Consider the following 26,888-nt stretch of genomic DNA (forward strand, 5'->3'; position numbering starts at 1 on the left):
CGGCAGGAATTGACCGGCACCCTCGAATGCTCGGGCAATTCCTGCCCGCTGTATCGCCGCATCTCGATTGCATTTGCGCGCGACCGTTCACCCGGCATTAACCGCGCTTCCTAACTTTGCCTCCACACCGTTCCCGTAAACCAACGGATGTTTGCGGGACCAAGAATTGATCCAGACGTGTGACGGCAATGATCCAGCATGATGACGAGATTCGGCAACCGCCTCTTTGACCACGCCTTCGTGCGCAGCGGACCAATCCGCTGGCTGGTGGTGGGCGGCGCCCTGCTGATCGCGGCCATCGCCATAGGCTCGGTCCTGATGGCGCAGAATTTTCGCGAGCGGGCGCTGCGCAACTCCAGCCGCGAGCTGGAAAACACCGTGCTGCTGCTCGCCCACCATTTCGATCAGCAATTGCAGGATTTCGCGGTCATCCAGAAGGATTTCGTCGATCAGGTCCGCACCACCGGAATCGCGGCCGTGGAGGACTTTCGCAAGCGCTTCTCTGGCCCGGACGTCCACCGGATATTGCGCTCGAAGATCGAGGCTCTGCCCTACATCGGCGACGTCAACATCGTCGATGCCGAAGGCAATCTGATCAACTCGTCGTCGAAATGGCCGGTTCCGAAGGTGAACGTTGCCGATCGTGCCTATTTTCGTACCTTCAAGTACGATCCCAATTCGCCCGATGTCCTGATCGAGCCGTTGCACAGTCGCATCTCCCGTGCCTGGACCATCCTGGTGGCCCGGAGGATCGTCGGGCCCAACGGCGAATTCCTCGGTGTCGTCGGACGCGGCATCGAGCCCGCCAATTTCGAGAAGTTCTTCGCCACCGTCGCGCTGGGCGAAGGCGCGACGATCTCGATGCTGCATCGGGACGGTACGCTGCTCGCCCGTTATCCCTATTCCAGCGAATTGATGGGACGCAACTTCAAGACTGGTTCGTTCGAGCAGCAGAGGGTTTTCGGCCTCGATCACTTCGCCGGGCGCTTCGTGAGCCCCGTCGACGGAGAAGATCGGCTGATCTCCTCGCTTGCACTGCCCCATTTCCCGATCCTGATGATGGCCACCACGACGCGCGCGGCCGCCCTGACCGACTGGCGCGAGCAGATCGGCATGCTGATCTCGGTCGCCGGCGCCTCCGCGCTCGCCATCGCGGGCGTGCTGATCGCGGTCGTGCGCAAGTTGCTCGAGCAGCACCGCGCCTCGCGCGAACGGCTGACGCTGGAGAAGCAGCGGCTCGACCGCGCCGTCAACAACATGACGCAGGGCCTCTTGCTGTTCGACGCCGGGCAGCGGCTGGTGGTCTGCAACCAGCGCTACATCGAAATGTACGGATTGTCGGCTGAGGTCGTGAAACCAGGCTCCAGTTTCCACGCCATCATCGCCCATCGCAAGGCGACCGGCTCGTTCGGGGGCGACGTCGACGCTTACGTCGCGCTGGTCCTGAAGGACATTCATGTCCGCAATTCCATGGTGGTCGACACCGCAGACGGCCGCTCGATCCACATCCTGAACGAGCCGCTTGCCGACGGCGGCTGGGTCGCGACCCATGAGGACATCACCGAGCGCCGCCGCATCGAGGAGCGCATCACCCACCTCGCCCATTACGACGCGCTGACCGACCTGCCCAACCGCGCCATGTTCCACGAGCATCTGCGCGGAGAGCTGGCCGCCGTCGGCAACGGCGAAGAGATCGCAGTGCATTACATCGACATCGACGAGTTCAAGGGCGTCAACGACGCGCTCGGCCATCTCGTCGGCGACGAGCTGTTGAAATCGGTTGCCGCGAGCCTACGCCGCTGTGCCGGCCCGGCGGATTTCGTGGCGCGGCTCGGCGGCGACGAATTCGCCATTGTCCAGAGCGCAGTAACGTCGCGCGACCAGGTCGACGACCTCGTCGCGCGGGTCTTCGCGGCCATCCGCACCCCGTTCGACTGCATGGGCCATCATCTCACCACCGATGCCAGCGTCGGTATTGCGCTCGCGCCCGAACACGGCACGGTGCTCGACCAGATCCTCAAGAACGCGGACATGGCGATGTACGCCGCCAAGGCGGCAGGACGTCGGACCTACCGCTTCTTCGAGCCGGAGATGGATGCCAAGGTGCGCGAGCGCCGGCAGCTTGAGAACGACCTGCGCCATGCCATCGCCCAAGGAAATCTCGAGGTCTATTACCAGCCCTGCCTCAGCCTGAAGGACGATCGCATCACCGGCTGCGAGGCGCTGGTGCGCTGGCGCCATCCCGAGCGTGGCATGGTCTCGCCCGCGGAATTCATCCCGATCGCCGAGGATACCGGCCTGATCAACGAGATCGGCGAATGGGTGCTGGCAACCGCCTGCCGCGATGCGGCCGCCTGGCCCGACGACATCCGCCTCGCTGTCAACGTCTCGCCGGTTCAGTTCAAGAGCGGCACGCTGGCCTTGAAGATCATGGCGGCGCTCGCCGCTTCCAACCTGCCGGCGAGCCGGCTCGAGCTCGAGATCACCGAGGCGGTGCTGATCCGCGACGACGATGCCGCGCTCGCGATCCTGCATCAGCTCCGCGCCATCGGCGTGCGCATCGCGCTCGACGATTTCGGCACCGGCTACTCGTCACTGAGCTATCTGCACCGCTTCCCGTTCGACAAGATCAAGATCGACCGCTGCTTCGTGAGCGACATCGCCGGGCCCGACGGCTCCGCCAGCATCGTCCAGGCCGTCGTCAATCTCGCGGCCGCGCGCCGCATGACCACCACGGCCGAGGGCGTCGAGACCGAGGAGCAGCAGCGCCTGCTCCGCGCGCTCGGCTGTTCGGAGATGCAGGGTTATCTGTTCAGCGCCGCGAAGCCCGCCGACAAGGTTTTGGAGCTGTTCGCGCTGCATCGCAGCCGGCTCGCCCAGCGGGACGGTCATGCGGGCCGTCGCCGCGAGGTGGGTTAGGATCTCGGTTCGCCCGTCAGGCTTGACGACCGCGGCCGGCCAACCTATTCCTTATCTTGCAGCTGCCGAAATGGCGCGGCCGTAGGCGTTACCGTCATCCAACGCGTCCTTTGTCGAGAGGATCCCAGCAGGGAGTTCTCGATTCACGAGACGCCACGGTCATATGCCATCACTCCTCCTCTCAGCGGATGTTCACCCGTTCAAGACAACGAAGCTTGCGTGCGCCGCGCTGGCGGTTGTCTTGCCGGATCGCTCGTCAAAGGGAATCGCAGGATTGCCGTGGCCTTTCTCAATCGAAAGGCACCACCATGAAGATGACTGGCAACACGATCCTCGTCACCGGCGGCACCAGCGGAATCGGCCGCGCATTGGCCGCGGCTTTCCACAGCCGCGACAATCGCGTCATCGTAACAGGGCGACGGCAGGCGCTGCTCGACCAGATCGTGGCCGAACGGCCCGGCCTGATCGGCCTGCCGCTCGACATTGACGATCCCGCGAGCCTGCAACGTTTGTCGGGCCGGCTCCGGGACGAGTTTCCCGAGCTCAACGTGCTGATCGCCAACGCCGGCATTTCGCGGTCTGAAGACATGACCTCAGACGTGTGGGATGCCTCAGATGCGGAAGCGATCGTCAGGACAAACATTCTGGGCGTGCTGCGCACGACGGCAGCGCTGTTGCCGATCTTGAAGCGACAACCGGACGCCACGATCATCGCGACCAGCTCGAACCTCGCCTTCGTGCCGCGGGCCGACTTTCCAACCTACTGCGCCAGCAAGGCGTTCCTGCATTCCTGGCTGCAGTCTCTGCGGCACCAGCTTCGCAAGCGGCCCGTCGCGGTACTGGAGCTCGCGCCGCCCTACGTCCAGACCGAGCTGACCGGCGCGCAGCAGGCCAGCGACTCCCGCGCCATGCCGCTGGCGGCTTACGTTGCGGAGGTCATGCAATTGCTGGAGCTGGGGGCTCACCCCAACGGTGAGGTACTGGTGGAGCGTGACCGCGCCCGGCGCTGGGCCGAGCGCGACGGCCGCTACGAGGCGACATTCGCGGCGATGAACCCAGTTTGAGGCGACGCGCCCGAACGTAATCGCCCGGGAGCGGCAACCCACTCCCGGGCGATTATCTGAACGTCGCGAAGGCTTAGTTCGGTACTGTGGCCTTCGAGGCGGGCTTCGCGGCGACGGCATTGGCGGTCACGCCGTGCAGGAAGTCGAAAGCCGCGTGCAGGGCCTTGTCGTCCTCTTCCTTCGGCGGAACGTAGGACTGCGATCCGGTCTGCTCGCCGCCCTCGCCGGCCGAGAGATGCCCGCGCATCTGTGACTCCGCCATGGTGTCCATCCGGCCCTTCAGCTCCGGCGGCACGTCCTGCAGAATCTCGATGTCGGGGGCGATGCCCTGGGCCTGGATCGAGCGGCCCGACGGCGTGTAGTAGCGCGCCGTGGTCAGCGCCAGCGCGCCATTGCCGGCGCCGAGCGGAATGATGGTCTGCACCGAGCCCTTGCCGAACGAGCGCGTGCCGATGATGGTCGCACGCTTGTGATCGTGCAATGCGCCGGCCACGATCTCGGAAGCCGAAGCCGAGCCGCCATTGACCAGAACCACCAGCGGCTTGCCCCTGGTCAGGTCGCCGCCATGCGCGGTGAAGCGCTGCGTCTCTTCCGGATTGCGGCCGCGGGTCGAGACGACCTCGCCGCGCTGGAGGAAGGCGCTCGACACCGACACGGCCTGGTCGAGCAGACCGCCCGGATTGTTGCGCAGGTCCATCACGTAGCCGGAGAGCTTCTCCTGCGGGACCTGCTTGGAGATCGCGGCGATCGCCTTCTTCAGGCCGTCGGTGGTCTGCTCGTTGAACGAGGTGACGCGGATATAGCCGATGTCGCCGTTCTCGACGTGGAAGCGCACCGGGCGCACATGGATGATCTCGCGCGTGATCGCAACGTCGAGCGGGGCGTCCGCGCCCTTGCGCACGATGGTGAGCTTGGTCTTGGTGTCGACCGGACCCTTCATCTTGTTGACGGCCTGCTCGAGCGTCAGGCCCTGCACGGCCTCGCCGTCGATCTTGCTGATGAGGTCGCCGGACATCAGGCCGGCCTTTGAGGCAGGCGTATCGTCGATCGGCGAGACGACCTTGACGAGGCCGTCCTCCATGGTGACCTCGATGCCGAGGCCGCCGAACTCGCCGGAGGTGGTCTCCTGCATCTCGGTCCAGGCCTTCGCGTTCATGTAGCGCGAGTGCGGGTCGAGCGAGGTCACCATACCCGTGATCGCGCCTTCGATCAGCTTGGCATTGTCCGGCTTCTCGACATAGCTGGCCTTGACGCGCTCGAAAACCGTGCCGAACAGGTTGAGCTGGGAATAGGCGTCATCCGCGCTCGCTGCCGCCCGCGCCGCCCATACACCGCCGTGTGGGCTGGCTACCAGAAGGGTCAGACACGCTCCAGAGAGCGCGCCCAGGGGGAACAGCAGGGATTTCCGCATGGATCGACTGGCCTTCTTGTTTGCTCGGCGGGTTCGCTAGCGCTTGTCTCTCGAGACTTGGAACGAGACTTGGAACGGGACTTGGGAGGAAATTTGGGACCCCTTGCAAGTGGCGATCCAGTTTGCTTCTCACAATACCATTCTGGTTTCTTCAAGGCCGGGATGCCACGCCGGCGGGTACACCGCAGAAAATGCTTCGTCCGGACCTAAACTTTTGGCAACGTTGCTGGACTGGTCCACCCGTAAGGGGAATCGGTCGACCGGCCCCCGCCTCGCAGCTATGCGATTTTAGGATAGTTTTGCAGGGCTGGACGGGTTAGGCGATGACATAAAGCTTCAAATTCTCGGGAGGACAACAATGAACGAAGCACCCCGGATCCAGCCGGAACGGAACGTCGAACTCGGCGCAAGCAGCGAGCCGTTCCAGAACCTGCACGAATTCGTCCGGAAAGCCCGGGCCAACCTCAACCAGAACGCCTGGGACTACATCGTCGGCGCTGCCGAGACCGAAACCACCATGCGCCGCAACCGCATGGCGCTGGATGAGATCGCCTTCCGCCCGCGGGTGCTGCGCGACGTCCGCAAGGTCGACGGCTCGGTCCAGCGGTTCGGCCGGAAGATGCGCCTGCCGGTGGTGATCGCGCCCGTCGGCGCGCTGGAGATCTTCGATCCCGATGGCGCAGCCAGCGTGGCGCGCGCCTGCGGCACCTTCGGCGCGGCGCACATGCTGAGCTCGGTGTCCGAGCCCGGCCTGGAGAAGACCGCCGAAGCCGCCCCCGATGCGCTCCGGCTCTATCAGCTCTATGTCCGCGGCGACGACGCCTTTGTCGCCGATGTGGTCAGCCGCACCGAGAAGAACGGCTATGCCGGCTTCTGCCTGACCGTGGACACCGCCCATTACAGCCGTCGTGAACGTGACATCGCCAAGCGCTATGTTCGCGAGAGCCGCCTGCGCGCCACCGGCGGCGATTTCCAGAAGGGCCTGGAGTGGCGGACCGTGAAGATGATCAAGGACAAGTTCAAGATCCCGCTGATCCTCAAGGGCATCGCCACCGCCGAGGACGCCCAGATCGCGGTCGATCACGGTGTCGAGTGGATCTACGTCTCCAACCATGGCGGCCGCCAGCTCGACCACGGCCGCGGCGCCATGCATGTGCTGCCGGAGATCGTCGAGGCCGTGAAGGGCCGCGCCAAGATCATGGTCGACGGCGGGATCTGTCGCGGCACCGACATCGTCAAGGCGATCGCGGCCGGTGCGGACCTCGTCGGCATCGGACGGCTGCAATGCTGGGCGCTGGCGGCGGCGGGCGAAGCCGGCGTCGCGCGGATGCTGGAGTTGCTGGAGGACGAGGTGCTGCGCTGCCTCGGCCTTTTGGGCGCCACGTCATTCGCAGAGGTCGACAAATCCTGCCTGCATCCGGCGACTGCCACCAACGCGCCGAGCGTGTTCAGCGCATTCCCGCTGTTCGACCACGATCCGTACCGTTACTGAGTGAAAGGATGCAGGTGACAGCGCTCTCTCCCGGCAGCGCCGATGCGCTGCTGTTCGATCTCGGGCGCGTGGTGCTCGACATCGACTTCTCCAAGGCGATCGCCTGCTGGGCGGGACATGCCGGCTGCCAGCCCGAGGCCATCGTCGCGCGCTATGTGCGTGACGAGGCCTATCGGCTGCACGAGGTCGGCAGGATCAGCGACGAGGATTATTTCGCCTCGCTGCGTGCTTCGCTCGGAATCGGCATTTCGGACGCGCAATTCCTGGAAGGCTGGAACGCGATCTTCGCCGGCGAGATGCCCGACATCGCCGAGCTGCTGCCGCGCGCGGCGAAGCAGATGCCGCTCTACGCCTTCTCCAACACCAACCGGCCGCATGTCGACTATTTCTCCAGGGAATATGGCGAACTGCTCGGCCATTTCCGCGCGCTGTATCTGTCGTCCAGCATCGGACTGCGCAAACCGGACGCGGAAGCCTTCGACCACGTCGTCACCGCGATCGGCGTGCCTGCGGAGCGCATCGTGTTCTTCGACGACCTCGCCGAGAATGTCGAAGGTGCGCGGGCACGCGGACTGACGGCGGTGCATGTGACGTCGCCACGCGACGTTGGAAACGCCTTGAAGGCGTTGGGCATCTGAAGCCAGCCCGCCATCGCATCAGACTTGTTGCAGTCCCGCTTGCAGGGAAAAATATGCAAGAGATGGGGGAACCGGATCGCTTTGTGCATTTTTACACAGAGTTCCGGGAACGTAATACCACCTCTCGGACTCATCATTCCGTTGGGAATTCTACGACGGACGTATCGACGTGCTGGGCAAAACCTATCTCACCAGGCAGGCCTCTCTCCTGCTTGAATTCGCCAGAACCACCTCGGATTCTGACCTTTCCGCCAAGCTGATCAGCAAGGCCGCCGACCTGAAATCTCAGGCCGACCCGCTGCCGGACAAGGATCAAGGCCCGAGGGCTCCCGATGTCGCATTCGTCAACCCGGATGCGCCGAGCGGGCGTTGACCGATGCATGGCCCCTCCTGCCGACCAGTCCCGTCGTCTGGATGATGCGACGCCAGGCCTGAGTCTGTCTTCGATACGGGCTGAAAGCGGCAGCATGGTCGCCCTCGTCTGCAATTTTGCCTCCGCCTCCGCGCTCGGTTAGAACACTGTCGGAACATTTCGTCCGAACGCGCCGAGCAGGAGTTTCGCCGTGGCCTTGATGCCGGTTTCCGACGCCCTGGCCGCGGTGCTGGCGGGCGTTGAGCCGCTGCCTGAACAGATGGTTTCGCTCGACGAAGCCTACCACCGGGTGCTCGCGCGTGACGTCGCCGCGCGGCGCACGCAGCCGCCGCAGGCCATGTCGGCGATGGACGGCTACGCCGTCCGCGCGGCCGACGCCGCAGCGATCGATTCCAGGTTGACTGTCATCGGTGAGGTCGCGGCCGGCCGTCCGTTCACAGGACGGGTCGGCGCAGGCGAAGCCGTGCGGATCTTCACTGGCGGTGTCGTTCCGGAGGGCGCGGACGCGGTCGTGATCCAGGAGGACACCATTGCGGACGGCAAGAGCGTCACGATCAAGGAAGCTGCGATCGTGGGTCGGCACATCCGCCCCGCTGGCGTGGATTTCCGCGAGGGTGACGTCCTCTTGCGCAAGGGGACCCGTCTGACTGAGCGCGATCTCGCCCTCGCGGCCGGCATGAATCACCCGTATCTCGCCGCCTGCCGACGCCCGAAGGTCGCGATCCTCGCCACCGGCGACGAACTGGTGATGCCGGGCGCCACACCCGGGCACGGCCAGATCGTCTATTCCAACGGCTATGCCCTCCACGCGCTCGCCCGCAGCGAGGGTGCCGAGACCATCGACCTCGGTGTTGCCGCCGATACGCTGGAGGCCACCACCGCCGGCATCCGCCGCGCGCGCGAAAGCGGCGCCGACATCCTGATCACGACCGGAGGCGCATCGGTCGGTGACCACGACCTGGTCCAGCAGGCCCTGCGGGACGAAGGCATCGCGATGGCGTTCTGGAAGATCGCGATGCGGCCCGGCAAGCCGATGATGCACGGACGGTTGGGGGCGATGGGCGTGATCGGCCTGCCCGGCAATCCCGTGTCGTCTTACGTGTGCGCCTTTCTGTTCATGGTGCCGCTGATTCGGGCGCTGTCGGGCCGTTCGGTGATTCATCATCATCGCGAGCGCGCCGTGCTGGGTCGCGATCTCGGTGCCAACGACCAGCGCGAGGACTATCTGCGCGCGCGCCTGGAGCTGCGCGACGACGGCACGCTCGTCGCTCTTCCCGTCAGCCATCAAGACTCCTCTCTGCTTGCGAATCTTGCTGCAGCACAGGTACTTCTCGTGCGCGCACCGTTTGCGCCGAAGGCCGAGGCCGGCAGCCCCTGCGAGGTGCTGCGGCTCCCCGTCTGACCTGCGCGGCCACACGCATTCCGCGTGTCTCGTTCTGTTCACGCAAAATTAAGCAGTTGCGGAACATGTATCGAACATATAGTGTCCGTTCATGATTTGTTTCGAGGATGTAGCGGCTTATCGCTGAATTCATCGTCTCGGAATCGAACGACATCAACCGGGGGACTTTGGTCGAGATGTTAACGCGCAAACAATACGAGCTTCTGCGGTTCATCAGCGAACGCTTGAAGGAAAGCGGCGTGCCGCCGTCCTTCGACGAGATGAAGGATGCGCTCGACCTGCGCTCGAAATCGGGCATCCACCGCCTGATCACCGCACTCGAGGAGCGCGGCTTCATCCGCCGCCTGCCCAACCGCGCCCGGGCCATCGAAGTGATCAAGTTGCCGGAGCTCCAGGCCGCCGCCGGCAGCCGACGCGGCTTCACGCCAAGCGTCATCGAGGGCAATCTCGGCAAGATCCGCGCGAGCTCCAGCCCGTCCGCAGACGAGGGCGAGCGGCCCGTTGCCGTGCCCGTGATGGGCCGCATTGCGGCCGGCACCCCGATCGAGGCGTTGCAGACCCGCAGCCACACCATCAGCGTGCCGCCCGACATGCTCGGCTCCGGCGAGCATTACGCGCTCGAAGTGCGCGGCGATTCCATGGTCGAGGCCGGCATCCTCGACGGCGACATGGCGCTGATCCAGCGCAACGAGAGCGCCGATACCGGCGACATCGTCGTGGCGTTGATCGACGACGAGGAAGCCACGCTCAAGCGATTCCGCCGCCGTGGCGCGTCGATCGCGCTGGAGCCTGCCAATGCCGCGTATGAGGTGCGCATCCTGCCGCCGAACCGCGTGAAGATTCAGGGCAAGCTGATCGGGCTGTACCGCAAGTACTGAGTCCGGACGGTCTCGATCAAGAAGTCTTGTGCGCCTCGCGCGCGCGGCTGCGGTCGGCATCGCCGATCAGAGATTGGAGCGGACGATGGTCCGCGCCGGCTGGATAGTCTTTCTGGTATTGCACAGACTATCCGGCCCCTTCTCCGCAGCGGCATCGTCGGCCGGGTGCGCAACAAGCATTGCTCCTCTTTCCCCACGACGCGGTCAATCTGCATTCTGGGCCTGCGGGCACCGACACGCGCCTGCCGAATGTAGGTGAGCGAACTTTGTTCCTATTGGATTCGGGAAAGATAATGTGATCTCGGCTCGCCGATCCGAGCCGCAGATTTGCCTACAACCAGGCAGACCGTCACGCGCTTCCACTCTGACAGGGGCCTGCGCCTCCAAAAGAGGTGCGGGTCGCTATCTCTGCATTGAGGAGCACCCGATGTGTGACTACAGCCTGCATGCCGTCGCGACGCGCCCCGCAGAAGTCGGCGAGACGATCGTCACGACAACGTTCCGCGGCACCTCGACGCGCGGCTTTGCCTCCGAAGCCGATCTCTCCGTCGCGGTCTGCCTGTTGCCGGGAACGGAACTCGCCTTCGCCGACAACGTCCGTTACGACAACCGCTGGATCTGGACGCGTACCGTCAACTCCCGCGTCGGCAAGTTCGGCAAGATCGATCCGCACATTCCCGATCGCCATCACGACGCGATCGAATTCCCGGACGGCAAATCCGTGCTGGTGACGCAGCTCGTCGAAGGCCAGCGCGCAACCGTCCTGCAGCTGCCGGTGACCCAGCCGGTCAGCGAGCGCAAGCGTGAGATCATCGCCGACAGTCGCCCGACGGCTCCGCGACTGCCGATCGGCTGACGAGGGCTTCAGTCCTCCGCCTGAAGATCGGCCTCCGCCGGGGTCGCATCCTTGCTGCGCGGAGCCGCCGCCCTCGGCACGAGAGCTCCTTCGAATTCACCCTCGCCGGCAGCTGCCGGCGACCAGGGGCGGCTTGTGCCACTCGCCCTCACCGGCTGAACGGAAAAGCCGTCGCCGCGTGGCGTCAGGGCCAGCGCACCCTGGCGAGCGAGCCGCTGCCGATCCACCACCATCGCCGCACAATCGGGCGGCGCCGGCCGAGACGTCACCACCAGTGCGGCCCGGTTGCAATCATCCGCCAGCGCCTCGATGCGCGAGGCCAGCGCGACCAGCCGCCCGTCGGCGAGCGGCGTCACGCAGCCGGATTCGTCGCACGATATGCCGCTCGCCAGTGCACCACTGCCGGCATCGCGCGGATCGGCGTCGGCAGACAGCCACTCCTTCAGCAGGAAATTGTCCTTGCCCGTCCTGATCAGGTGCAAGCGCCCGTCCCCACCCCGCACCGCGACGCTCGCGCCATCCCCGGCAATCAGGATATCGGGCTGCCGCACCGAAAGGCCCCAGGCGATAGAGGCCAGCAGCACCATGGCGCCGCCCCAGCGCAAAGGCGTGCGCAACAGGCCCATCACGATGATCCCCAAGCTCGCTGCGATCAACGGCGCGATACCGAACGCCGGGATGCGGCCGACCGCGCCCGGCAATGCCGCCACCCAGCGCGAGACCACGACCATCCAGTCGATGCCGATCCCCATCAGCCACCAGAACGCGCCGTCGAGCCCGAACGGCGCCGCGAGCAGGCCCAGCAGCCCGGCCGGCATCACCAGCGCCGAGACCACGGGCATTGCGCCGAGATTGGCGAGCACGCCGTAGGGCGTGACGCGGTGGAAGTGAAAGGCGGCATAGGGCGTGGTTGCAAGCCCGGCGATCAGCGAGGCGAGGAACAGCATCGCGATCTCGCGGCCGCCCCACATCGCGACGCGCGCGGTCGCCGAATGATCGGGCGAGGCGAACAGGTTCGGCATGCCGATCTGCACCAGCGCGACGAGCCCGAGCGTCGCTGCAAACGACATCTGAAAACTCGGATGCACCAGCGCTTCGGGCGCGACTGCGAGCACGATCAGCGCCGCCACCGCGAGCGTGCGGAACGTGATGGCGCGGCGATCGACCATCACCGCGATCAGCACCACCGCCGTCATGAAGAACGATCTTTGCGTCGCGACCTCAGCGCCGGACAAAAGCAGGTAGAACGCAGCCGCGACCAGCGCCGCGGCGGCCGACCATTTCTTGATGGCGAAGCCGGCCGCCAGTCCCGGGATCAAGGCCAGCAGAGCACGCACCGCGAAGAACACCACGCCGGCGACGACCGCCATGTGATAGCCGGAGATCGAGAGCACGTGCCCGAGCCCCGAAATGAACATCGCGTCGTTGACGGGCGTCGAAATCGCATCGCGCCGCCCGGTCAGCAGCGCCGTCGCGATCGCACGGTTGTCGCCCTCGAGCGTGGCGCGGATGCGCGCATCGATCGCATCGCGCAGGCCCTGCATGAAGGCGGCATAACGCAGCCGCAGGCCGCCTTCATCGTGCGGGATTGAAGCGGTGATCGCGCCCATCACGAAGCCGGAGGCACCGATGCCCTGAAAAAACATGTCGCGCGAAAAATCATAGCTGCCGGGGCGTACCGGTGAGAGCGGTGGCATCAACCGCGCCTTGAGCTGCACGAAGCTGCCGACCGCGGGCGCAGTGCCCTTGCGCACGGAGAGGCGGACGCGTTCCAGTTTGACCTCGCTGCGCTGCGCCTCCATCGCGGTGACGCGCAGCACGAAACGGTCGGTGCGCTCGCGGATGTCGCGGGCCTCGACGAAACCCGACAGCGACACCGAATAGAGCGGTTTGGCCAGCACGGGATGGGCGATGCGCGCCGTCTTCCAGGTTGCCACAGCAAAGCCGGCCGCGACCGCCGCAATCATGATCGCAGGCGCAAACAGCCGGCTCCGCCGCAACAGGATCGCGCCGAACAGGAAGGCGATCGCCGTCGCGGCAACAACCCACAGCACCGGCTCATGATCGGCGGCAAAATACAGCGCGATGCCGCCGCCGAAGGCGACAGGCACCCACGGCAACAGTCGCCCGGCGCCGGCCTCGGCGCGGGCCCATTCCCGCAACGTCTCGACGATTGCCGGCCAGGCCCCAAACCCTACCGGCGCGAAGCCGCCAGCTGGTGCGGCACGGCCGACCGGCCACGTCCCGGCAACTCCCTGGGACCGTACTGGCCGGCCCGGCTCCGCCATATCCCTGCACCTTACGCGACGCGACTGACGCGGAGGCTACCGGAACGTGCAGCGGCGCGAATAGCGGTACAGACCGGGAACGAGGGGAGCCGCCCCTACTTTTCCTCTTCCATGGTCACGGCCACGTCCGCTTTGGCGGACAGCCGCACCTTGTTGCCCTCGACGCCGGCAACGAGGCCCTTGTCGATGAAGTGATGGTGGCCCTTGTGACTGCCCTCGCCGCTATCCTTCTTGGTCAGCTTGATGCGATTGCCCTCGACCTTGTCGACGGTACCGACATGGACGCCGTCGGCGCCGATGACTTCCATATGCTCTGCGATGTTCTGCATGGTGAGTTCCTCTTCTGGACCCACACAACGCGCAAGGTGCGCGTTCGTTGCTTTCCCCGCAATGACGATGCCGTGCGGCCCCTCAGATCAGCGGCGCCTGCGCGGACGCGTGGTGATTGACGATCTTCCAGTCGCCGTCCTCGGGGACGATGACCCAACTCATCTTGACGACGAGATCGTCCCGCTCGCCGGCGAGATCGAACGAGATGGTCGCAGCCATATTGATCAGATCAGGGCCGGCTTGCGCTGCGTTCACGTCGGAAAACACGGCGTTCGGCTTACGCCAGCGCGGTAGGCCGCTGAAATAATCGGCGACGCCGTCCCTGCCCCGATAGAGTTTCGGGTTGGAGCCGAAGAAGAACGCGTTGTTCGAATACAGCGACGACAGCGCGGCCGCGTCGAGCGTCGCGAAGCCGGCGCACCATTTCGAAATGATGGTGGAAACGATGGCGTCGGCTTCATTGCTCATGTCATCAGCCCTTCGCGACTTCCTTCGCGAAGGTGTCGCGCAGGCCGATGGTGCGGGAGAACACCGGCTTGCCGGGCGTCGAATCCTTGTCGCGCACGAAATAGCCCTGGCGCTCGAACTGCATCGGCTCGGCCGAATTGCTTTCCGCGACCGATGCCTCGATCCTGGCATCGGCAAGGATCTCGAGCGACTGCGGATTGAGATCGGCCGCGAAATTCGAGGCGTCGGGGCTCGGATTGGCGAACAGCTGGTTGTAGATGCGGATCTCCGCAGGCACCGAATTCGCCGCCGGCAGCCAATGCATGGTCGCCTTGACCTTGCGGCCGTCGGGCGCATTGCCGCCCTTGGTGGCGGGATCGTAGGTGCAGCGCAGCTCCACCACCTCGCCCTTGTCGTTCTTGATCACGCCGGTGCACTTGACGAAATAGGCGTAGCGCAGCCGCACCTCGTTGCCCGGCGACAGGCGGAAGAACTTCTTCGGCGGGTTCTCCATGAAGTCGTCCTGCTCGATATAGAGCTCGCGGCCGAAAGTGATCTTGCGCGTGCCGGCCGAGGGATCGTCGGGATGGTTGATCGCCTCGAGCTCCTCGGTCTGCCCTTCCGGATAGTTCTCGATCACCACCTTCAGCGGTCGCAGCACACCCATGCGACGCTGCGACGTGCGGTTCAGCTCCTCGCGGATGCAGAACTCGAGCATGCCGACGTCGACCACGCTGTTGGCCTTGGCAACCCCGATACGCTTGACGAATTCGCGCAAGGCCGCCGGCGGCACGCCGCGGCGGCGCATGCCCGCCATGGTCGGCATCCGCGGATCGTCCCAGCCCGCGACATGGCCGTCGCGGACGAGCTGGGTCAGCACGCGCTTGGACAGCAGCGTGTAGGTCAGGTTGAGCCGCGCGAATTCATACTGATGCGGCTGCGACGGCACCGGCAGCTTCTCGATGAACCAGTCGTAGAGCGGCCGGTGGTCCTCGAACTCCAGCGTGCAGATCGAGTGCGTGATGCCCTCGATCGCATCCGACTGGCCGTGCGCGTAATCGTAGCTCGGATAGATGTGCCACTTGGTGCCGGTGCGCGGATGGTGGGCGTGCAGGATGCGATACAGCACGGGGTCGCGCAGGTTGATGTTGCCTGCGGCCATGTCGATCCTGGCCCGCAGCACGCGCGCGCCGTTGGGGAATTCGCCGGCCTTCATGCGGCGGAACAGGTCGAGGTTCTCGTCCACGCTGCGGTCGCGGAACGGCGAGTTCTTGCCGGGCTCGGTCAGCGTGCCACGCGCCTGGCGGATCTCTTCCTGGGACTGGTCGTCGACATAGGCGAGACCGTCACGGATCAGCTGCTCCGCCCATTCGTACAGCCGGTCGAAATAGTCGGAGGCGAAGAACAGGTTCTTGCCCCAGTCGAAGCCGAGCCAGCGCACGTCGGCCTGGATGGAATCGATATATTCCTGCTCTTCCTTGACCGGATTGGTGTCGTCGAAGCGCAGATGGCAGCGGCCCGGAAACTCCTGGGCGATGCCGAAATTGAGCGCGATCGACTTGGCGTGGCCGATATGCAGGTAGCCGTTCGGCTCCGGCGGGAACCGGGTCACGATCTCCCTGTACTTGCCCTGATCGAGGTCGGCCTGGATGATGTCACGAATGAAATCGCGCCCAACCTCAGTCGCCACCGGTTCTGTCATTACCAAAATCCTGTCGGGAAATCAGCGGTCCTTCTGCCAAATTCGCTTGGCTGAGCCAAGGCCTTAAGCGGTCCGCTGCCGGGCTTTAGTTATGCTCCGGTCCTGTTATATACCACCGCTTCCAATGCATGGGCCCTGCCAATAATGACCTCTCCCGTCGTCACCCGCTTTGCTCCCTCCCCGACCGGCTTCCTCCATATCGGCGGCGCCCGCACGGCGCTGTTCAACTGGCTCTATGCGAAGAAGCACGGCGGCAAGATGCTGCTGCGGATCGAGGACACCGACCGGGAGCGCTCCACGGAGGCGGCAATCGGCGCCATCCTCGACGGCTTGAAATGGCTCGAGCTCGGCTGGGATGGCGAGGTCATCTACCAGTTCAGCCGCGCCGCGCGCCACCGCGAGGTCGCCGAGCAGTTGCTCGCCGACGGCAAGGCCTACCGCTGCTACGCCACCGCCGAGGAGCTCACCGCCATGCGCGAGAAGGCGCGCGCGGAGGGCCGCACCCGTCTCTATGACGGCCTGTGGCGCGACCGCGATCCCGCGACAGCCCCATCCGACGTCAAGCCAACGATCCGGCTCCGCGCGCCGCAGACCGGCGAGACCGTGATCGAGGACCAGGTCCAGGGCCGCGTCGTCTGGCAGAACGAGAACCTCGACGACCTCGTGCTTTTGCGCGGCGATGGCAACCCGACCTACATGCTCGCGGTGGTGGTGGACGACCACGACATGGGCGTCACCCATGTCATTCGCGGCGACGACCATCTGATCAACGCCGCCCGCCAGAAGCAGATCTACGATGCGATGGGCTGGGCGCTGCCGAGCATGTCCCATATCCCCCTGATCCACGGCCCGGACGGCTCGAAGCTGTCCAAGCGCCACGGTGCGCTCGGCGTCGACGCCTACCGCGCCATGGGATATTTGCCGGCCGCGCTGCGCAATTACCTCGTCCGGCTCGGCTGGAGCCATGGCGACCAGGAGATCTTCTCGACCGAGGAGATGATTTCGGCGTTCGATCTCGCCAGCGTCGGCCGCGCCGCCGCCCGCTTCGATTTCGCCAAGCTGGAAAACCTCAACGGCCACTACATCCGCCACGCCGACGATCAATCACTCGTGAAGATGTTCGAGGACGTGCTCGACCATCTGGTGCCCGCGCGCGACGAGCTTAAGGCCAAGTTAAATGACACCACGCGTGCGCAGCTTCTCAAGGCCATGCCGGCCCTGAAGGAGCGCGCCAAGACGCTGATCGAGCTGATCGACAGCGCCTATTTCATCTTCGCCGACCGGCCGCTGGAGCTCGATCCCAAGGCGCAAGCGCTGCTGACGCCGGAGAACCGCAAGCTGATCGGCCAGCTACATTCCGCGCTGGAGAAAGTCGAGACGTGGAGCGGCGCCGCGACCGAAGCCGCGCTGCGTGCTTTTGCCGAGGAAAATAGTCTCAAGCTCGGCGCCGTCGCCCAACCCTTGCGGGCCGCGCTGACCGGGCGGACGACGTCGCCTGGTATATTTGAGGTTTTGGACGTCCTGGGACGCCAGGAAAGCCTCGGCCGGCTTAAGGATCAGTCTACGACGTAAGTCGAGCATGCGTGCGGTGATCTTGCAGCGCACACAGCAATAATATACCCATCTCCTCCGTACCTTCTGGAACATCCGGCCAGCCCCATCATCTCTCAAAGGGGGCTCCGGCTCCGGCCCGTTTCACCATACATCGGGGACCTCTGATGGACGCAAAATCGAGCAATAAGACCGCTACGCTGACGGTCGGAAACAAGAACTACGATCTCCCGATCCACAGCGGCAGCGTCGGGCCTGATGTCATCGACATCGGCAAGCTCTACGGCCAGTCCGGCCTGTTCACCTACGATCCCGGCTTCACCTCCACCGCGAGCTGCCAGTCCAAGATCACCTATATCGACGGCGACGCGGGCGTGCTGGAATACCGCGGCTACCCGATCGAGCAGCTCGCCGAGAACGGTGACTTCCTCGAGACCTGCTATCTCCTGCTCTACGGGAACCTGCCGACCGCCGCGCAGAAGAAGGATTTCGACGACCGCGTGATCCATCACACGATGGTGCACGAGCAGATGGCCCGCTTCTTCCAGGGCTTCCGCCGCGACGCGCATCCGATGGCGGTGATGGTGGCCTCGGTCGGCGCGCTCGCCGCGTTCTATCACGACTCGACCGACATCAACGATACCAAGCAGCGCATGATCGCTTCCATGCGCATGATCGCGAAGATCCCGACGCTGGCGGCGATGGCCTACAAGTACACCGTCGGCCAGCCCTTCGTGTATCCGAAGAACTCGCTCACCTTCGCCGAGAACTTCCTCAACATGTGCTTCGCCGTGCCGTGCGAGGACTACAAGATCAACCCGGTGCTCGCCGACGCGCTGGACAAGATCTTCATCCTGCACGCCGACCACGAGCAGAACGCCTCGACCTCGACGGTGCGTATCGCCGGCTCCTCGGGCGCCAACCCGTTCGCCTGCATCGCCGCCGGCATTGCCTGCCTGTGGGGCCCGGCGCATGGCGGCGCCAACGAAGCAGCCCTCGCAATGCTCGCCGAGATCGGCAGCGTGGACAAGATCCCCGAGTTCATCGCCAAGGTGAAGGACAAGAATTCCGAAGTCCGCCTGATGGGCTTCGGTCATCGCGTCTACAAGAACTACGATCCGCGCGCCAAGATCATGCAGAAGATGTGTCACGCCGTGCTGAAGGAGACCGGCCATGGCGACGATCCGATGCTGAAGGTGGCGCTCGAGCTCGAGAAGATCGCGCTCAGCGACCAGTACTTCATCGACCGCAAGCTGTACCCGAACGTCGACTTCTATTCGGGCATCACGCTGAAGGCGATGGGCTTCCCGGTCTCGATGTTCACCGTGCTGTTCGCGGTCGCCCGCACCGTCGGCTGGATCAGCCAGTGGAGCGAGATGATCGAGGACCCGCAGCAGAAGATCGGCCGTCCGCGCCAGCTCTACACCGGCGTCACCCGCCGCGACTACGTCGCGATCAAGGATCGCAAGTAAACCCAGGCCGATACGGCTTTCGCAACGGCGCCATCGCAGGATGGCGCCGTTTCTGTTTTGGGCCCGCACCTCTTGCTGCCGCGCACAACAACAAGTCGGCCCGTCGCAGCGGCGAACGCTTGACAGTCCAAACGCTCCGCGCGCATTCTTACACTAAGTAAGAATGACGCCAGGGACGGAAATGCCGGAGCAGCCGAGAAGTCGGCGGCAGACGCGTGCTGCTATTTTGACTCATCTGCTTCAGTCGGGCGGTTCGTTTCGTCCGCCGCTGGCCAAGGCCGTGCGCCTGTCGGAAGCGAGCCTGTCGCGCATCCTGCTAGACCTGAAGGCCGAAGGCCTGATCGAGGAAGTGCGGCGCCCTGCCCCTTACGTCGGCGGCCCGACCGGCCTGGTGTCGCTCGACGGCGCGGTCGCGCTCGCGGCCTTCGAGCTGACGGCGCAGCACCTCGGCTTCGGCGTCGGCGGCCTGTCGGGCGAATTGCACTACACCGAACGCGTGAAGCTGCCGAAGACGCCGACGGTCGAGACCGTCGGCCGGGTGTTTCGCGAAGCGATGACATCGTTGCGCGACTGGACGCGGCGCCGCCGCGTCGCCCTCTCGCAGGTCGGCGTCTCCGTTCCGGGCCTTGGCCGGCTGAGCGCCTCGGTCAATCCCATCATCCCCTGTGACGTCGGGCGCATCAGCGACATGTTCGGCGAGATGTTCGCCGGCGTGCCTGTCGAATTCACCAATTCGGTCGTAGCGCACGCCACATTCCATCGTTGCCGCACGGAAAACTATCCGTTCAATGACACGCACCTCTTCGTCTTTGTCAGCCATGGCGTTGCGGGCGCCTGGATGGGTGATCCTGTCGAGACCGACACGCTGCAGCCGATCGAGCTCGGTCACATGGTGTTTGGCGAAGGCGGACCGCGCTGTCGCTGCGGCCACATCGGCTGTGTCGAGGCCTATACATCGCTTCCGGCGCTAGCCGAGCTTCTCGGCGTGCCCGAGCCGGAATTGCTCCAGCTCGGCAGCGATTGGGTCACCGCGATCCCGATCTCCTCGCGCGTGCGCCAGGAGCTGCGGCTTCGCCTGTATCGCCTTGGGCTCGCGATCGGCAACACGCTGAACGTCAAACCCTGTCACGGCGTCGCCATCTCCGGCTGGCCCTCGCTCCTTGCGGAAGACGATCGGAAAGCGCTGGTCGACGGCGTCGATGCCTGCCTGCTCGGCGGCCGCCAGCATGCGCGGGTGTCGCTGGCCTTCGTGCCGCCGTCGAACGGCAATGATCCCAGGGCCGCGCTGGCCTTCGCCGCGTTCTGCCTCGCCTGCCGCGGCGGCATGCCGGCCGCATCGACGGAGGCCGCCTGAGATGGCCTGAAGCTGCGCGGCTCGCGCAAGAGAATTCACACCGGGAGGAACTGCCATGCCGATCACGATAACAAGGCGCCGTCTGCTCGCTGGATCTGCCGCCGCGCTCGCACTGCCCGCCTTTGCCCGCGCGCAAGGCGCGGTCAAGCCGCGCCTGACCGCGATCTCGCAATGGTCCGCGGGCAGCGATGGGGCGGCCATTACTGCGCTCGGGAAGAAATTCGAGGAGAAAGGCGGGGTCTGGCAGCACTCGCCCGTTCCCGGGTTCACCACCGAGATGATGAACAAGCTGCGCGCTCAGATCATGGCCGGCGATCCGCCGGCCTGCTCGCAACTCAAGGGTCCCGAAATCGCAGCCTGGTCGAAGATCGCCCCGACTGTCGATCTGGACGCCGTCGTCGCCGCCGCCGGCTACGAGAAGGTGGTCGCGCCGGACCTCGCGAAATTGCACAAGCCGGCCGGCAAATGGATCGCGCTGCCGTTGCAGATCTACAGCACCAACATGCTGTTCCTGTCCAAGCGCGCGATGGACAAGGCCAAGGCGGACAAGATCCCCGTCACCTGGGCGGACTTCAACGATCTCGCCGAGAAGATGAAAGCGGGCGGTGTCGCCTCGCCCATCGCCAACGGCGGCACCCGTCCGGATGACGGGCAGAAGTTCGAGGCCGCTCTCGCCGGCATCAGTCCCCTCGCATATCGCGCCGCCATCATGAATCTCGACAAGAAGGCGCTGGGGGGACCCGAGATCAAGGCCGCGTTCGCGCAGGTGCGCAAGATCGCCGACTGGATGGATCCCAATGTCGGCGCCCAGCACTTCTCGACCAACCTCAAGCGCTTCGTCGACGGCGACATGGGCATGATGATCATGGGCGGCTGGGCGCAGGGCGTATTGCGCAACGCCGGCTTCAAGTTCGAGGACTTCACGATCGCACCGGGCCCCAGCGACAATAGCAAGCCGGTGTTCCTGTTGAACGCCGATGCCTTCATCTTCTGGCAGCGCAAGGAGCCCGATTTGCAGGCGGGCCAGACGCTGATGGCCCAGCTCGTCATGGATCCTGCGATCCAGACGATGTATTCGCAGATCACGGGATCGATCCCCGTCCGCACAGATGTCGATCTGTCCGGCGAAGGCTGGTCGGAGGGGCAACGAACGACCTCGGCCGCCCTGAAGAGCGCCATCGCGAGCAATCAAGCGCTCCTCAGCATGGCGCACAACATGGCGCAGGAAAACGGCATGACCGCGGCGATGATCGACGTGATCACGGAGTACGTGAAGGACAAGACGATCAAGCCCGAGCAGGCGGCCGTCCGTCTCGCCGAGGCCGTCGAGGGCGCGCGTTGAGCAATGCCGTCTCGATAAGACCGGACCGGCCGGCGCTTCCCGAATGGATGCGCCGGCTGCCCGAATATCTGATGATCTGGGTGCCGCTGCTGCTGTCCGCCGCGCACCTCGTGTCGTTCTCGCTGTGGACGGTCTGGATCTCGTTCACGCCGTCCACGCTCGTTCCTGTTACGGGTTGGGTGGGGTTGCGCAACTACTCGTCAGTGCTGGCATCGCGAAACTGGCAAATCGCCTTCGACAATCTGCTGCTGTTCGGGAGCGCTTTCGTGCTGTTGAGCGCGGCGACCGGCCTCGCCCTCGCGATCCTGCTCGATCAGCGCGTTCGCGGCGAGAACGTGCTGCGATCCGTCTTCCTCTATCCGCTCGCAGTGTCATTCGTGGTCACCGGCACGGTCTGGAGCTGGCTGCTCAATCCCGGTCTCGGAATCCAGAAGCTGGTCCACGACCTCGGCTGGACCTCCTTCAAGTTCGACTGGCTGATCGACCGCGACATGGCGATCTGGACCATCGTCATCGCTGCGATCTGGCAATCCTCCGGCTTCGCCATGGCGCTCTTCCTCGCCGGCCTTCGCTCCGTTGACGCCGATATCATCAAGGCCGCGCAGATCGACGGTGCGGGGCCAGTTCGAATCTACCGGCGCATCATTCTGCCGTCGCTTTGGCCGATCACCATCACCGTCGTCGTGATCCAGTTGCAGTTCGCGATTTCGACGTTCGACCTCGTGCGCGCGCTCACCAATGGCGGGCCGGGAATCGCGACCCAGCTTCCCGCGCTCGTCGTCTACGACCTGATGTTCCAGCGCAGCCTGCTGGGACGGGGCGCGGCGGCGGCGGTCCTCATGCTGCTCATTCTGCTCGCGGTGCTGCTGCCGTATGCGGCGTGGCGATACGTGCAGCGACGGCGGGCTGCCCATGCGTGACCGCTCCTTCACCCCGAACCGGATTTTGATCTATCTCGTCGTCCTGTTGGTCGCCGCAGCATGGCTCGCGCCGCTGGCCGTCGTCGTGCTGAATTCGCTCCGCAGCAACGAGGAGATCGCGCAGGGCTCGATGATCGGCTGGCCGCAGCACTGGGCCTGGAGCAACTATCTGGCGGCCTGGAGCGGCTTCTGCGTCGCCGAGACCTGCGCCGGCATCCGGCCGTACATGCTGAACTCCGCGCTCGTCACGATCCCTGCGACGATCTTCTCGACCCTGCTCGGGGCAATCGCCGGCTACGCCGTGTCGCTCTGGCGTTTTCGCGGCGACACCTGGATCTACGGCATCGTGACGCTCGGACTGTTCCTTCCCCAGCAGATGCGCCTGCTTCCCTGGACCATCGTGCTGCGGGACATCGGTCTCATCAACACACTTGCCGGCCTAGTGCTGATCCACACCATCCAGGGGCTCTCCTTCACCACGCTGTTCTGCCGCAACTATTATGTCGCCATTCCCCATGAATTGATCAGGGCCGCGCGCATCGACGGCGCCGGGTTCTTCCGCATCTTCTGGCGCATCATCCTGCCGCTCTCGCCGCCGATCCTGGTCGTCACCGTGATCTGGCAGTTCACGCATATCTGGAACGAGTTCCTGTATGGCGTGACGTTCACGAGCGGCCAGCAGCAGCCGGTCACGGCCGCTCTCATCGCGCTGTCGGCTGCGGTCGCAGACATCCCGCAGCATGGCGTGCAGAGCGCCGCGGTGATCATCGCGGCGCTCCCGACGCTGTTGATCTATCTCCTCGGCGGCAAATACTTCGTCCGCGGCCTGACTGCCGGGGCCGTGAAATGATGGAGCTGTCATGGCGGCACTGAGCATTCGAACCCTGTCGAAGCGCTACGCCAATCTCGAAGTGCTGAAGGGCATCGATCTCGACATCGAAAGCGGCGAGTTCACGGTGCTGGTCGGGCCATCCGGCTGCGGCAAGTCCACGTTGCTCAACATCGTTGCCGGGCTCGATCATCCGAGCGCGGGCACCGTCGAGATCGGCGGGCGCGTCGTCAACGACGTCCCGCCGAAAGACCGCGACATCGCCATGGTGTTCCAGTCCTACGCGCTCTACCCGTCGATGACGGTACGCCAGAACATCACCTTCGGCATGGAATGCCGTCACGTCCCCAGGGACGAGCAGGACAAGGCGGTCGCGAACGTCGCCAGACTGCTCCAGATCGAGCCGCTGCTCGGCCGCAAACCCTCGCAATTATCCGGCGGCCAGCGCCAGCGCGTGGCGATGGGCCGCGCGCTGGTGCGTGATCCCCTGCTCTTCCTGTTCGACGAGCCGCTGTCCAATCTCGACGCGAAACTGCGCGTCGAGATGCGGATGGAGATCAAGCGGCTGCACCAGCGCATCGGCGCGACCATCATCTATGTTACCCACGACCAGATCGAGGCGATGACGATGGCGACGCGGATCGCCGTGATGCATCGCGGCGTGGTGCAGCAGTTTGCCGATCCCGACACCGTGTACCGCTATCCCGCCAATCTGTTCGTCGCGCGCTTCATGGGCTCGCCTCCGATGAACACGATACCTGCCCGGCTCGAGACCGGAGACGCCGGCCTCGTTGTCGTGATTGGCGCGGGACGGCCGGACGAAATCCGCCTGCGTTTGAGCGAATATGAGGGCGCGGGCCCCTATGTCGGACGCGATGTGGTGTTCGGCATCAGGCCGGAATGCATCGCCGAGGGCGGCCGCACGTTCTCGGCAGACGCGCCCGTCATCGTCGAGGCGCCCGTGGACCTGGTCGAGCCCACCGGCGCCGAGACGATGGTGTCGCTGCGGCTCGGCGGCGAGCCGGCGATGGCGCGCATCTCGCCCGACATCCGGCCCGCGGCCGGCGCGATGGCCTCTTTCGCGCTCGACACCCGCCGCATCTGCCTGTTCGACCCCGAAACGGAGCGATTGATCGCATGACGACGACCTATACGAGCCTCGCGGATCGCGCGGTGCTGATCACCGGTGGCGCCAGCGGCATCGGCGCCGCCTTCGTCCGAGCCTTCGCCGCCCAGCACGCCCGCGTCGCTTTCCTCGACCTCGACAAGGCGGCCGGCGAGGCGCTGGCTGCGGAGGTCGCCGAGGCGGGCGGCACGACGCCCCTGTTCGTTTCCTGTGACCTCCTGGACATCGACGCCCTGCGAACCGCAATGGCCGAGATTCAGCGAAAGCTCGGCGACGCCGCCGTCCTCGTCAACAATGCCGCCAACGATCAGCGCCAGGTGCTGAGCGAAGTGACGCCCGCCGAGTTCGACTGGACGATCGGCGTCAACCTCAAGCACGTCTTCTTTGCCGCGCAAGCAATCGTGCCGCAGATGCAGGCGCGCGGCGGCGGCTCGATCATCAACATGTCCTCGATCGCCTGGATGCGCGGCGCTCCGGCGCTGCCGGTCTATGCCGCGGCCAAGGCGGCGATCGTCGGGTTCACCAACTCGCTGGCGCGGTCAGTCGGCCCCGACCGCATCCGCGTCAACGCGATTGCACCGGGCATGGTCATCACCGAGCGCCAGCGCCGGCTGTGGTATCCGGACGATCAGGTCATCGCCGAGGTGCGCTCGCGTCAAGCCGTTCCGGATGCAGTGACGCCGGAGGACATCGCCAGCATGGCGCTGTTCCTCGCCTCGGACGAAAGCCGGCGCATCACCAGCCAGTGCTTTCGGGTGGATGCGGGACTCGCGTAGGGCCGTTCAGTCAAGGCTGCACGCCGCCGTCACTCCGGCATTCCCGCGCCACGCAATCCATCAAGCAGCAGGTCGAGCATCCAGGGATACCTGAACGATTGAAGGGTGCGCGATCGCGCCAGCGACGAGTTGGGCTGGCGCTGCATCAGGGACGCGCACTCCAATCTCGCTGCATCGCGCTCGCCGGCGTGCCAGAGCGCAGCGACGAGGAAACGGCGAGGAGCAGTCGCCTCGGGTGTCGTGGCGATCGAACGGCGAGCGGCCTCGATTGCTTCTCCAAAGCGGCGGCCCACCAGCAAAGCCAAGCTGCGCGCCGAATGGACATCCGACTGCAGGGGTGAAAGCGGATCCAGCCGTTCGGCTTCGGCCAACCGCTGCAAAGCGCGCTCGGTATCGCCGTTCCAGGCCGACACCCAGCCACCCAGCCGCCAGGCTTCAGCGCTATTGGGATTGATCTGTAAGGAAAGATCCAGCAGCGCGCCGCCTTCGGCATGTTCTCCGCCGACGACCGCGAGCAGATGGCCGCTGAGCGCGAGCACCTGGGGGTCGCTCCGGTCGATGTTGAGCGCGGCCCGCGCCAGCGCCAACGCCCGCGCAGCGCCGGCCGCGTAATCGGGCTCGCTGCCGAGCCACACGCTGGTCGCGACGCAGCGTCCCAGCAACGCGGTTGCCAGCGTGAAATGGGGATCGCGCGCGAGCGCCGCCTCCAGCAGCGTGACGGCCTCGGCATTGCCTCTGGGCGTCCGCGAATAATAACCGGGCAGTGCACGCAGATAATAGTCGAACGCGCCGAGATCCGCGGTGCCCCGGCGCAAGACGCGTTCCACTTCCGCCCGCAGCAGACGCGGTTCGATCGTCGCCGCGATCGACGACGTGATCTTTTCGTAAAGGCCCAGGATGCCGTCGGTCTGGCCGATGAAGCGCTCCTGCCAGACCTGCCGGCCTGACGCCGTCTCGATCAGCCGGCATCGGACGACGATGCCCGCCTCGGTCTGGTCGAGCGAGCCGTCGACCAGATACCCGATGCCGAGATTGCGCGCGGCCGCCGAACTATCCGCCATATCCGCGCGCTGCGCCGCCATGGCGACCGCAGAGGCATTGGCGAGGACGAACAGCCAGCGAAACCGCGACAGGGCGATCGATATCTCCTCCACAAGACCCGCGGCCACATAGGCCGATGTGTCCGCGCCCATCACCCGAAACGGCAACACAGCGATCGACGGCCGATCGGTCCGAAGCGTGGGTTCGGCGGCGGGGGCGACAACAGGCGCCGTCGTCAGCGCGCAGTCGAGGAGATAGCCACGCCGCGGCAGATAGCGAAGCAATCGTCCCTTGCGATCGTCGAGCGCACGGCGCGCGTCCTTCACGGCCTGGAACAGGCTGTCCTCGGTGACGTGAACGTCTCCCCAGATGCGATCCAGCAACTCGGCCTTGTCGAGCGGACGTCCCTCGGACGCCGTGAGTGCGATCAGCAGTTCGAGCGCCTTCGGCCGCAGCGGGATCTCGTCCCCTTCACGACCGAGCAAGCGGCCTCTTGCGGGCTCGATGACAAACCCATCGAATCCAATGGCTTGCGGCACGGACGGATGAGCTTCAGCGGCAAGGCTTGGCGAAGCTTTTAGCATGGCTGCAATTTCAGCACACTTTCAGGGGTTTGTCAGGACGAGCGGATCGGAGCGTGGGATGCTTTCCGCCATGACAACAAACGAGGTCATTCC

22 protein-coding genes are annotated in these 26,888 nt (G+C 65.2%); 16 read left to right on the forward strand and 6 right to left on the reverse strand.

The genetic code is table 11. The features are described from left to right. The first annotated feature begins 198 nt into the window (after positions 1-198). Positions 199-2,919 carry a bifunctional diguanylate cyclase/phosphodiesterase gene (locus CIT40_RS18270; RefSeq protein ID WP_094890484.1) on the forward strand — a complete coding sequence of 907 codons (2,721 nt, stop codon included), beginning with the start codon at positions 199-201 and terminating at the stop codon, positions 2,917-2,919. Between the two features lie 215 nt (positions 2,920-3,134). Continuing rightward, positions 3,135-3,983, forward strand: coding sequence for an SDR family oxidoreductase (locus CIT40_RS18275; protein WP_244611802.1), 849 nt, complete (start codon positions 3,135-3,137; stop codon positions 3,981-3,983). A gap of 73 nt (positions 3,984-4,056) precedes the next feature. On the opposite strand, the gene CIT40_RS18280 is transcribed toward CIT40_RS18275, so the two are convergent. Beyond that, a complete protein-coding gene (locus CIT40_RS18280) occupies positions 4,057-5,394 on the reverse strand; it encodes a S41 family peptidase (RefSeq protein ID WP_094890486.1) in 1,338 nt (445 codons plus the stop codon). A 358-nt stretch (positions 5,395-5,752) separates the two neighbouring features. On the opposite strand from CIT40_RS18280, the gene CIT40_RS18285 reads away from it, so the two are divergent. The 6 genes from CIT40_RS18285 to CIT40_RS18310 all read left to right on the forward strand — a co-directional run bounded on the left by CIT40_RS18285 (position 5,753) and on the right by CIT40_RS18310 (position 11,033). Then, entirely contained in the window at positions 5,753-6,886 is a 1,134-nt protein-coding gene (locus CIT40_RS18285) for an alpha-hydroxy acid oxidase (protein ID WP_094890487.1), read from the forward strand. Positions 6,887-6,894: 8 nt separating this feature from the next. Further along, positions 6,895-7,524 (forward strand): HAD family hydrolase, encoded by a 630-nt coding sequence (locus CIT40_RS18290; protein WP_162307554.1) that lies wholly within the window; start codon positions 6,895-6,897, stop codon positions 7,522-7,524. Positions 7,525-7,693: 169 nt separating this feature from the next. Further along, positions 7,694-7,897 carry a hypothetical protein gene (locus CIT40_RS18295; protein ID WP_094890488.1) on the forward strand — a complete coding sequence of 68 codons (204 nt, stop codon included), beginning with the start codon at positions 7,694-7,696 and terminating at the stop codon, positions 7,895-7,897. 190 nt (positions 7,898-8,087) lie between these two features. Beyond that, positions 8,088-9,299 carry a molybdopterin molybdotransferase MoeA gene (locus CIT40_RS18300; protein WP_094890489.1) on the forward strand — a complete coding sequence of 404 codons (1,212 nt, stop codon included), beginning with the start codon at positions 8,088-8,090 and terminating at the stop codon, positions 9,297-9,299. A gap of 176 nt (positions 9,300-9,475) precedes the next feature. Continuing rightward, entirely contained in the window at positions 9,476-10,177 is a 702-nt protein-coding gene (gene lexA, locus CIT40_RS18305; protein WP_094890533.1) for a transcriptional repressor LexA, read from the forward strand. A 427-nt stretch (positions 10,178-10,604) separates the two neighbouring features. After that, positions 10,605-11,033 (forward strand): hypothetical protein, encoded by a 429-nt coding sequence (locus CIT40_RS18310; RefSeq protein ID WP_162307555.1) that lies wholly within the window; start codon positions 10,605-10,607, stop codon positions 11,031-11,033. An 8-nt stretch (positions 11,034-11,041) separates the two neighbouring features. Here CIT40_RS18310 and CIT40_RS18315 read toward each other — a convergent pair whose 3' ends face one another. The 4 genes from CIT40_RS18315 to CIT40_RS18330 form a co-directional block, all read right to left on the reverse strand. Then, positions 11,042-13,321 carry a ComEC/Rec2 family competence protein gene (locus tag CIT40_RS18315; RefSeq protein ID WP_094890490.1) on the reverse strand — a complete coding sequence of 760 codons (2,280 nt, stop codon included), beginning with the start codon at positions 13,319-13,321 and terminating at the stop codon, positions 11,042-11,044. A gap of 95 nt (positions 13,322-13,416) precedes the next feature. Then, positions 13,417-13,650 (reverse strand): DUF2171 domain-containing protein, encoded by a 234-nt coding sequence (locus CIT40_RS18320; RefSeq protein ID WP_015685840.1) that lies wholly within the window; start codon positions 13,648-13,650, stop codon positions 13,417-13,419. A gap of 82 nt (positions 13,651-13,732) precedes the next feature. After that, a complete protein-coding gene (locus tag CIT40_RS18325; RefSeq protein WP_094890491.1) occupies positions 13,733-14,119 on the reverse strand; it encodes a nuclear transport factor 2 family protein in 387 nt (128 codons plus the stop codon). Between the two features lie 4 nt (positions 14,120-14,123). Then, entirely contained in the window at positions 14,124-15,800 is a 1,677-nt protein-coding gene (locus CIT40_RS18330; protein ID WP_094890492.1) for a glutamine--tRNA ligase/YqeY domain fusion protein, read from the reverse strand. Between the two features lie 144 nt (positions 15,801-15,944). On the opposite strand from CIT40_RS18330, the gene gltX reads away from it, so the two are divergent. From gltX to CIT40_RS18370, 8 genes are all read left to right on the forward strand, one after another. Next, the gene (gene gltX, locus CIT40_RS18335; protein WP_094890493.1) at positions 15,945-17,372 is read left to right on the forward strand and encodes a glutamate--tRNA ligase; all 1,428 of its coding nucleotides are present in this window, start codon (positions 15,945-15,947) and stop codon (positions 17,370-17,372) included. Between the two features lie 146 nt (positions 17,373-17,518). Then, on the forward strand, positions 17,519-18,823 hold the full coding sequence (gene gltA / locus CIT40_RS18340) for a citrate synthase (protein WP_094890494.1): 1,305 nt from the start codon (positions 17,519-17,521) through the stop codon (positions 18,821-18,823). Between the two features lie 181 nt (positions 18,824-19,004). Beyond that, on the forward strand, positions 19,005-20,177 hold the full coding sequence (locus CIT40_RS18345; RefSeq protein WP_162307556.1) for an ROK family transcriptional regulator: 1,173 nt from the start codon (positions 19,005-19,007) through the stop codon (positions 20,175-20,177). A 55-nt stretch (positions 20,178-20,232) separates the two neighbouring features. Beyond that, a complete protein-coding gene (locus CIT40_RS18350; protein WP_094890496.1) occupies positions 20,233-21,519 on the forward strand; it encodes an ABC transporter substrate-binding protein in 1,287 nt (428 codons plus the stop codon). Next, positions 21,516-22,439 carry a carbohydrate ABC transporter permease gene (locus CIT40_RS18355; protein ID WP_414645358.1) on the forward strand — a complete coding sequence of 308 codons (924 nt, stop codon included), beginning with the start codon at positions 21,516-21,518 and terminating at the stop codon, positions 22,437-22,439. Before CIT40_RS18350 ends, CIT40_RS18355 begins: the two co-directional genes overlap by 4 nt. After that, entirely contained in the window at positions 22,432-23,289 is an 858-nt protein-coding gene (locus CIT40_RS18360) for a carbohydrate ABC transporter permease (RefSeq protein WP_162307557.1), read from the forward strand. The genes CIT40_RS18355 and CIT40_RS18360 overlap by 8 nt, the downstream gene beginning before the upstream one ends. A 10-nt stretch (positions 23,290-23,299) precedes the next feature. Continuing rightward, positions 23,300-24,409: an ABC transporter ATP-binding protein gene (locus tag CIT40_RS18365; RefSeq protein WP_094890499.1), complete on the forward strand. Its 1,110-nt coding sequence runs from the start codon at positions 23,300-23,302 to the stop codon at positions 24,407-24,409. Continuing rightward, on the forward strand, positions 24,406-25,170 hold the full coding sequence (locus CIT40_RS18370) for an SDR family NAD(P)-dependent oxidoreductase (protein WP_094890500.1): 765 nt from the start codon (positions 24,406-24,408) through the stop codon (positions 25,168-25,170). Before CIT40_RS18365 ends, CIT40_RS18370 begins: the two co-directional genes overlap by 4 nt. A gap of 29 nt (positions 25,171-25,199) precedes the next feature. Here CIT40_RS18370 and CIT40_RS18375 read toward each other — a convergent pair whose 3' ends face one another. Beyond that, positions 25,200-26,795: a winged helix-turn-helix domain-containing protein gene (locus tag CIT40_RS18375; RefSeq protein WP_094890501.1), complete on the reverse strand. Its 1,596-nt coding sequence runs from the start codon at positions 26,793-26,795 to the stop codon at positions 25,200-25,202. Between the last annotated feature and the right edge of the window lie 93 nt (positions 26,796-26,888).

This window comes from Bradyrhizobium amphicarpaeae (assembly GCF_002266435.3).
In the GTDB taxonomy this organism is placed as follows: Bacteria; Pseudomonadota; Alphaproteobacteria; order Rhizobiales; family Xanthobacteraceae; genus Bradyrhizobium; species Bradyrhizobium amphicarpaeae.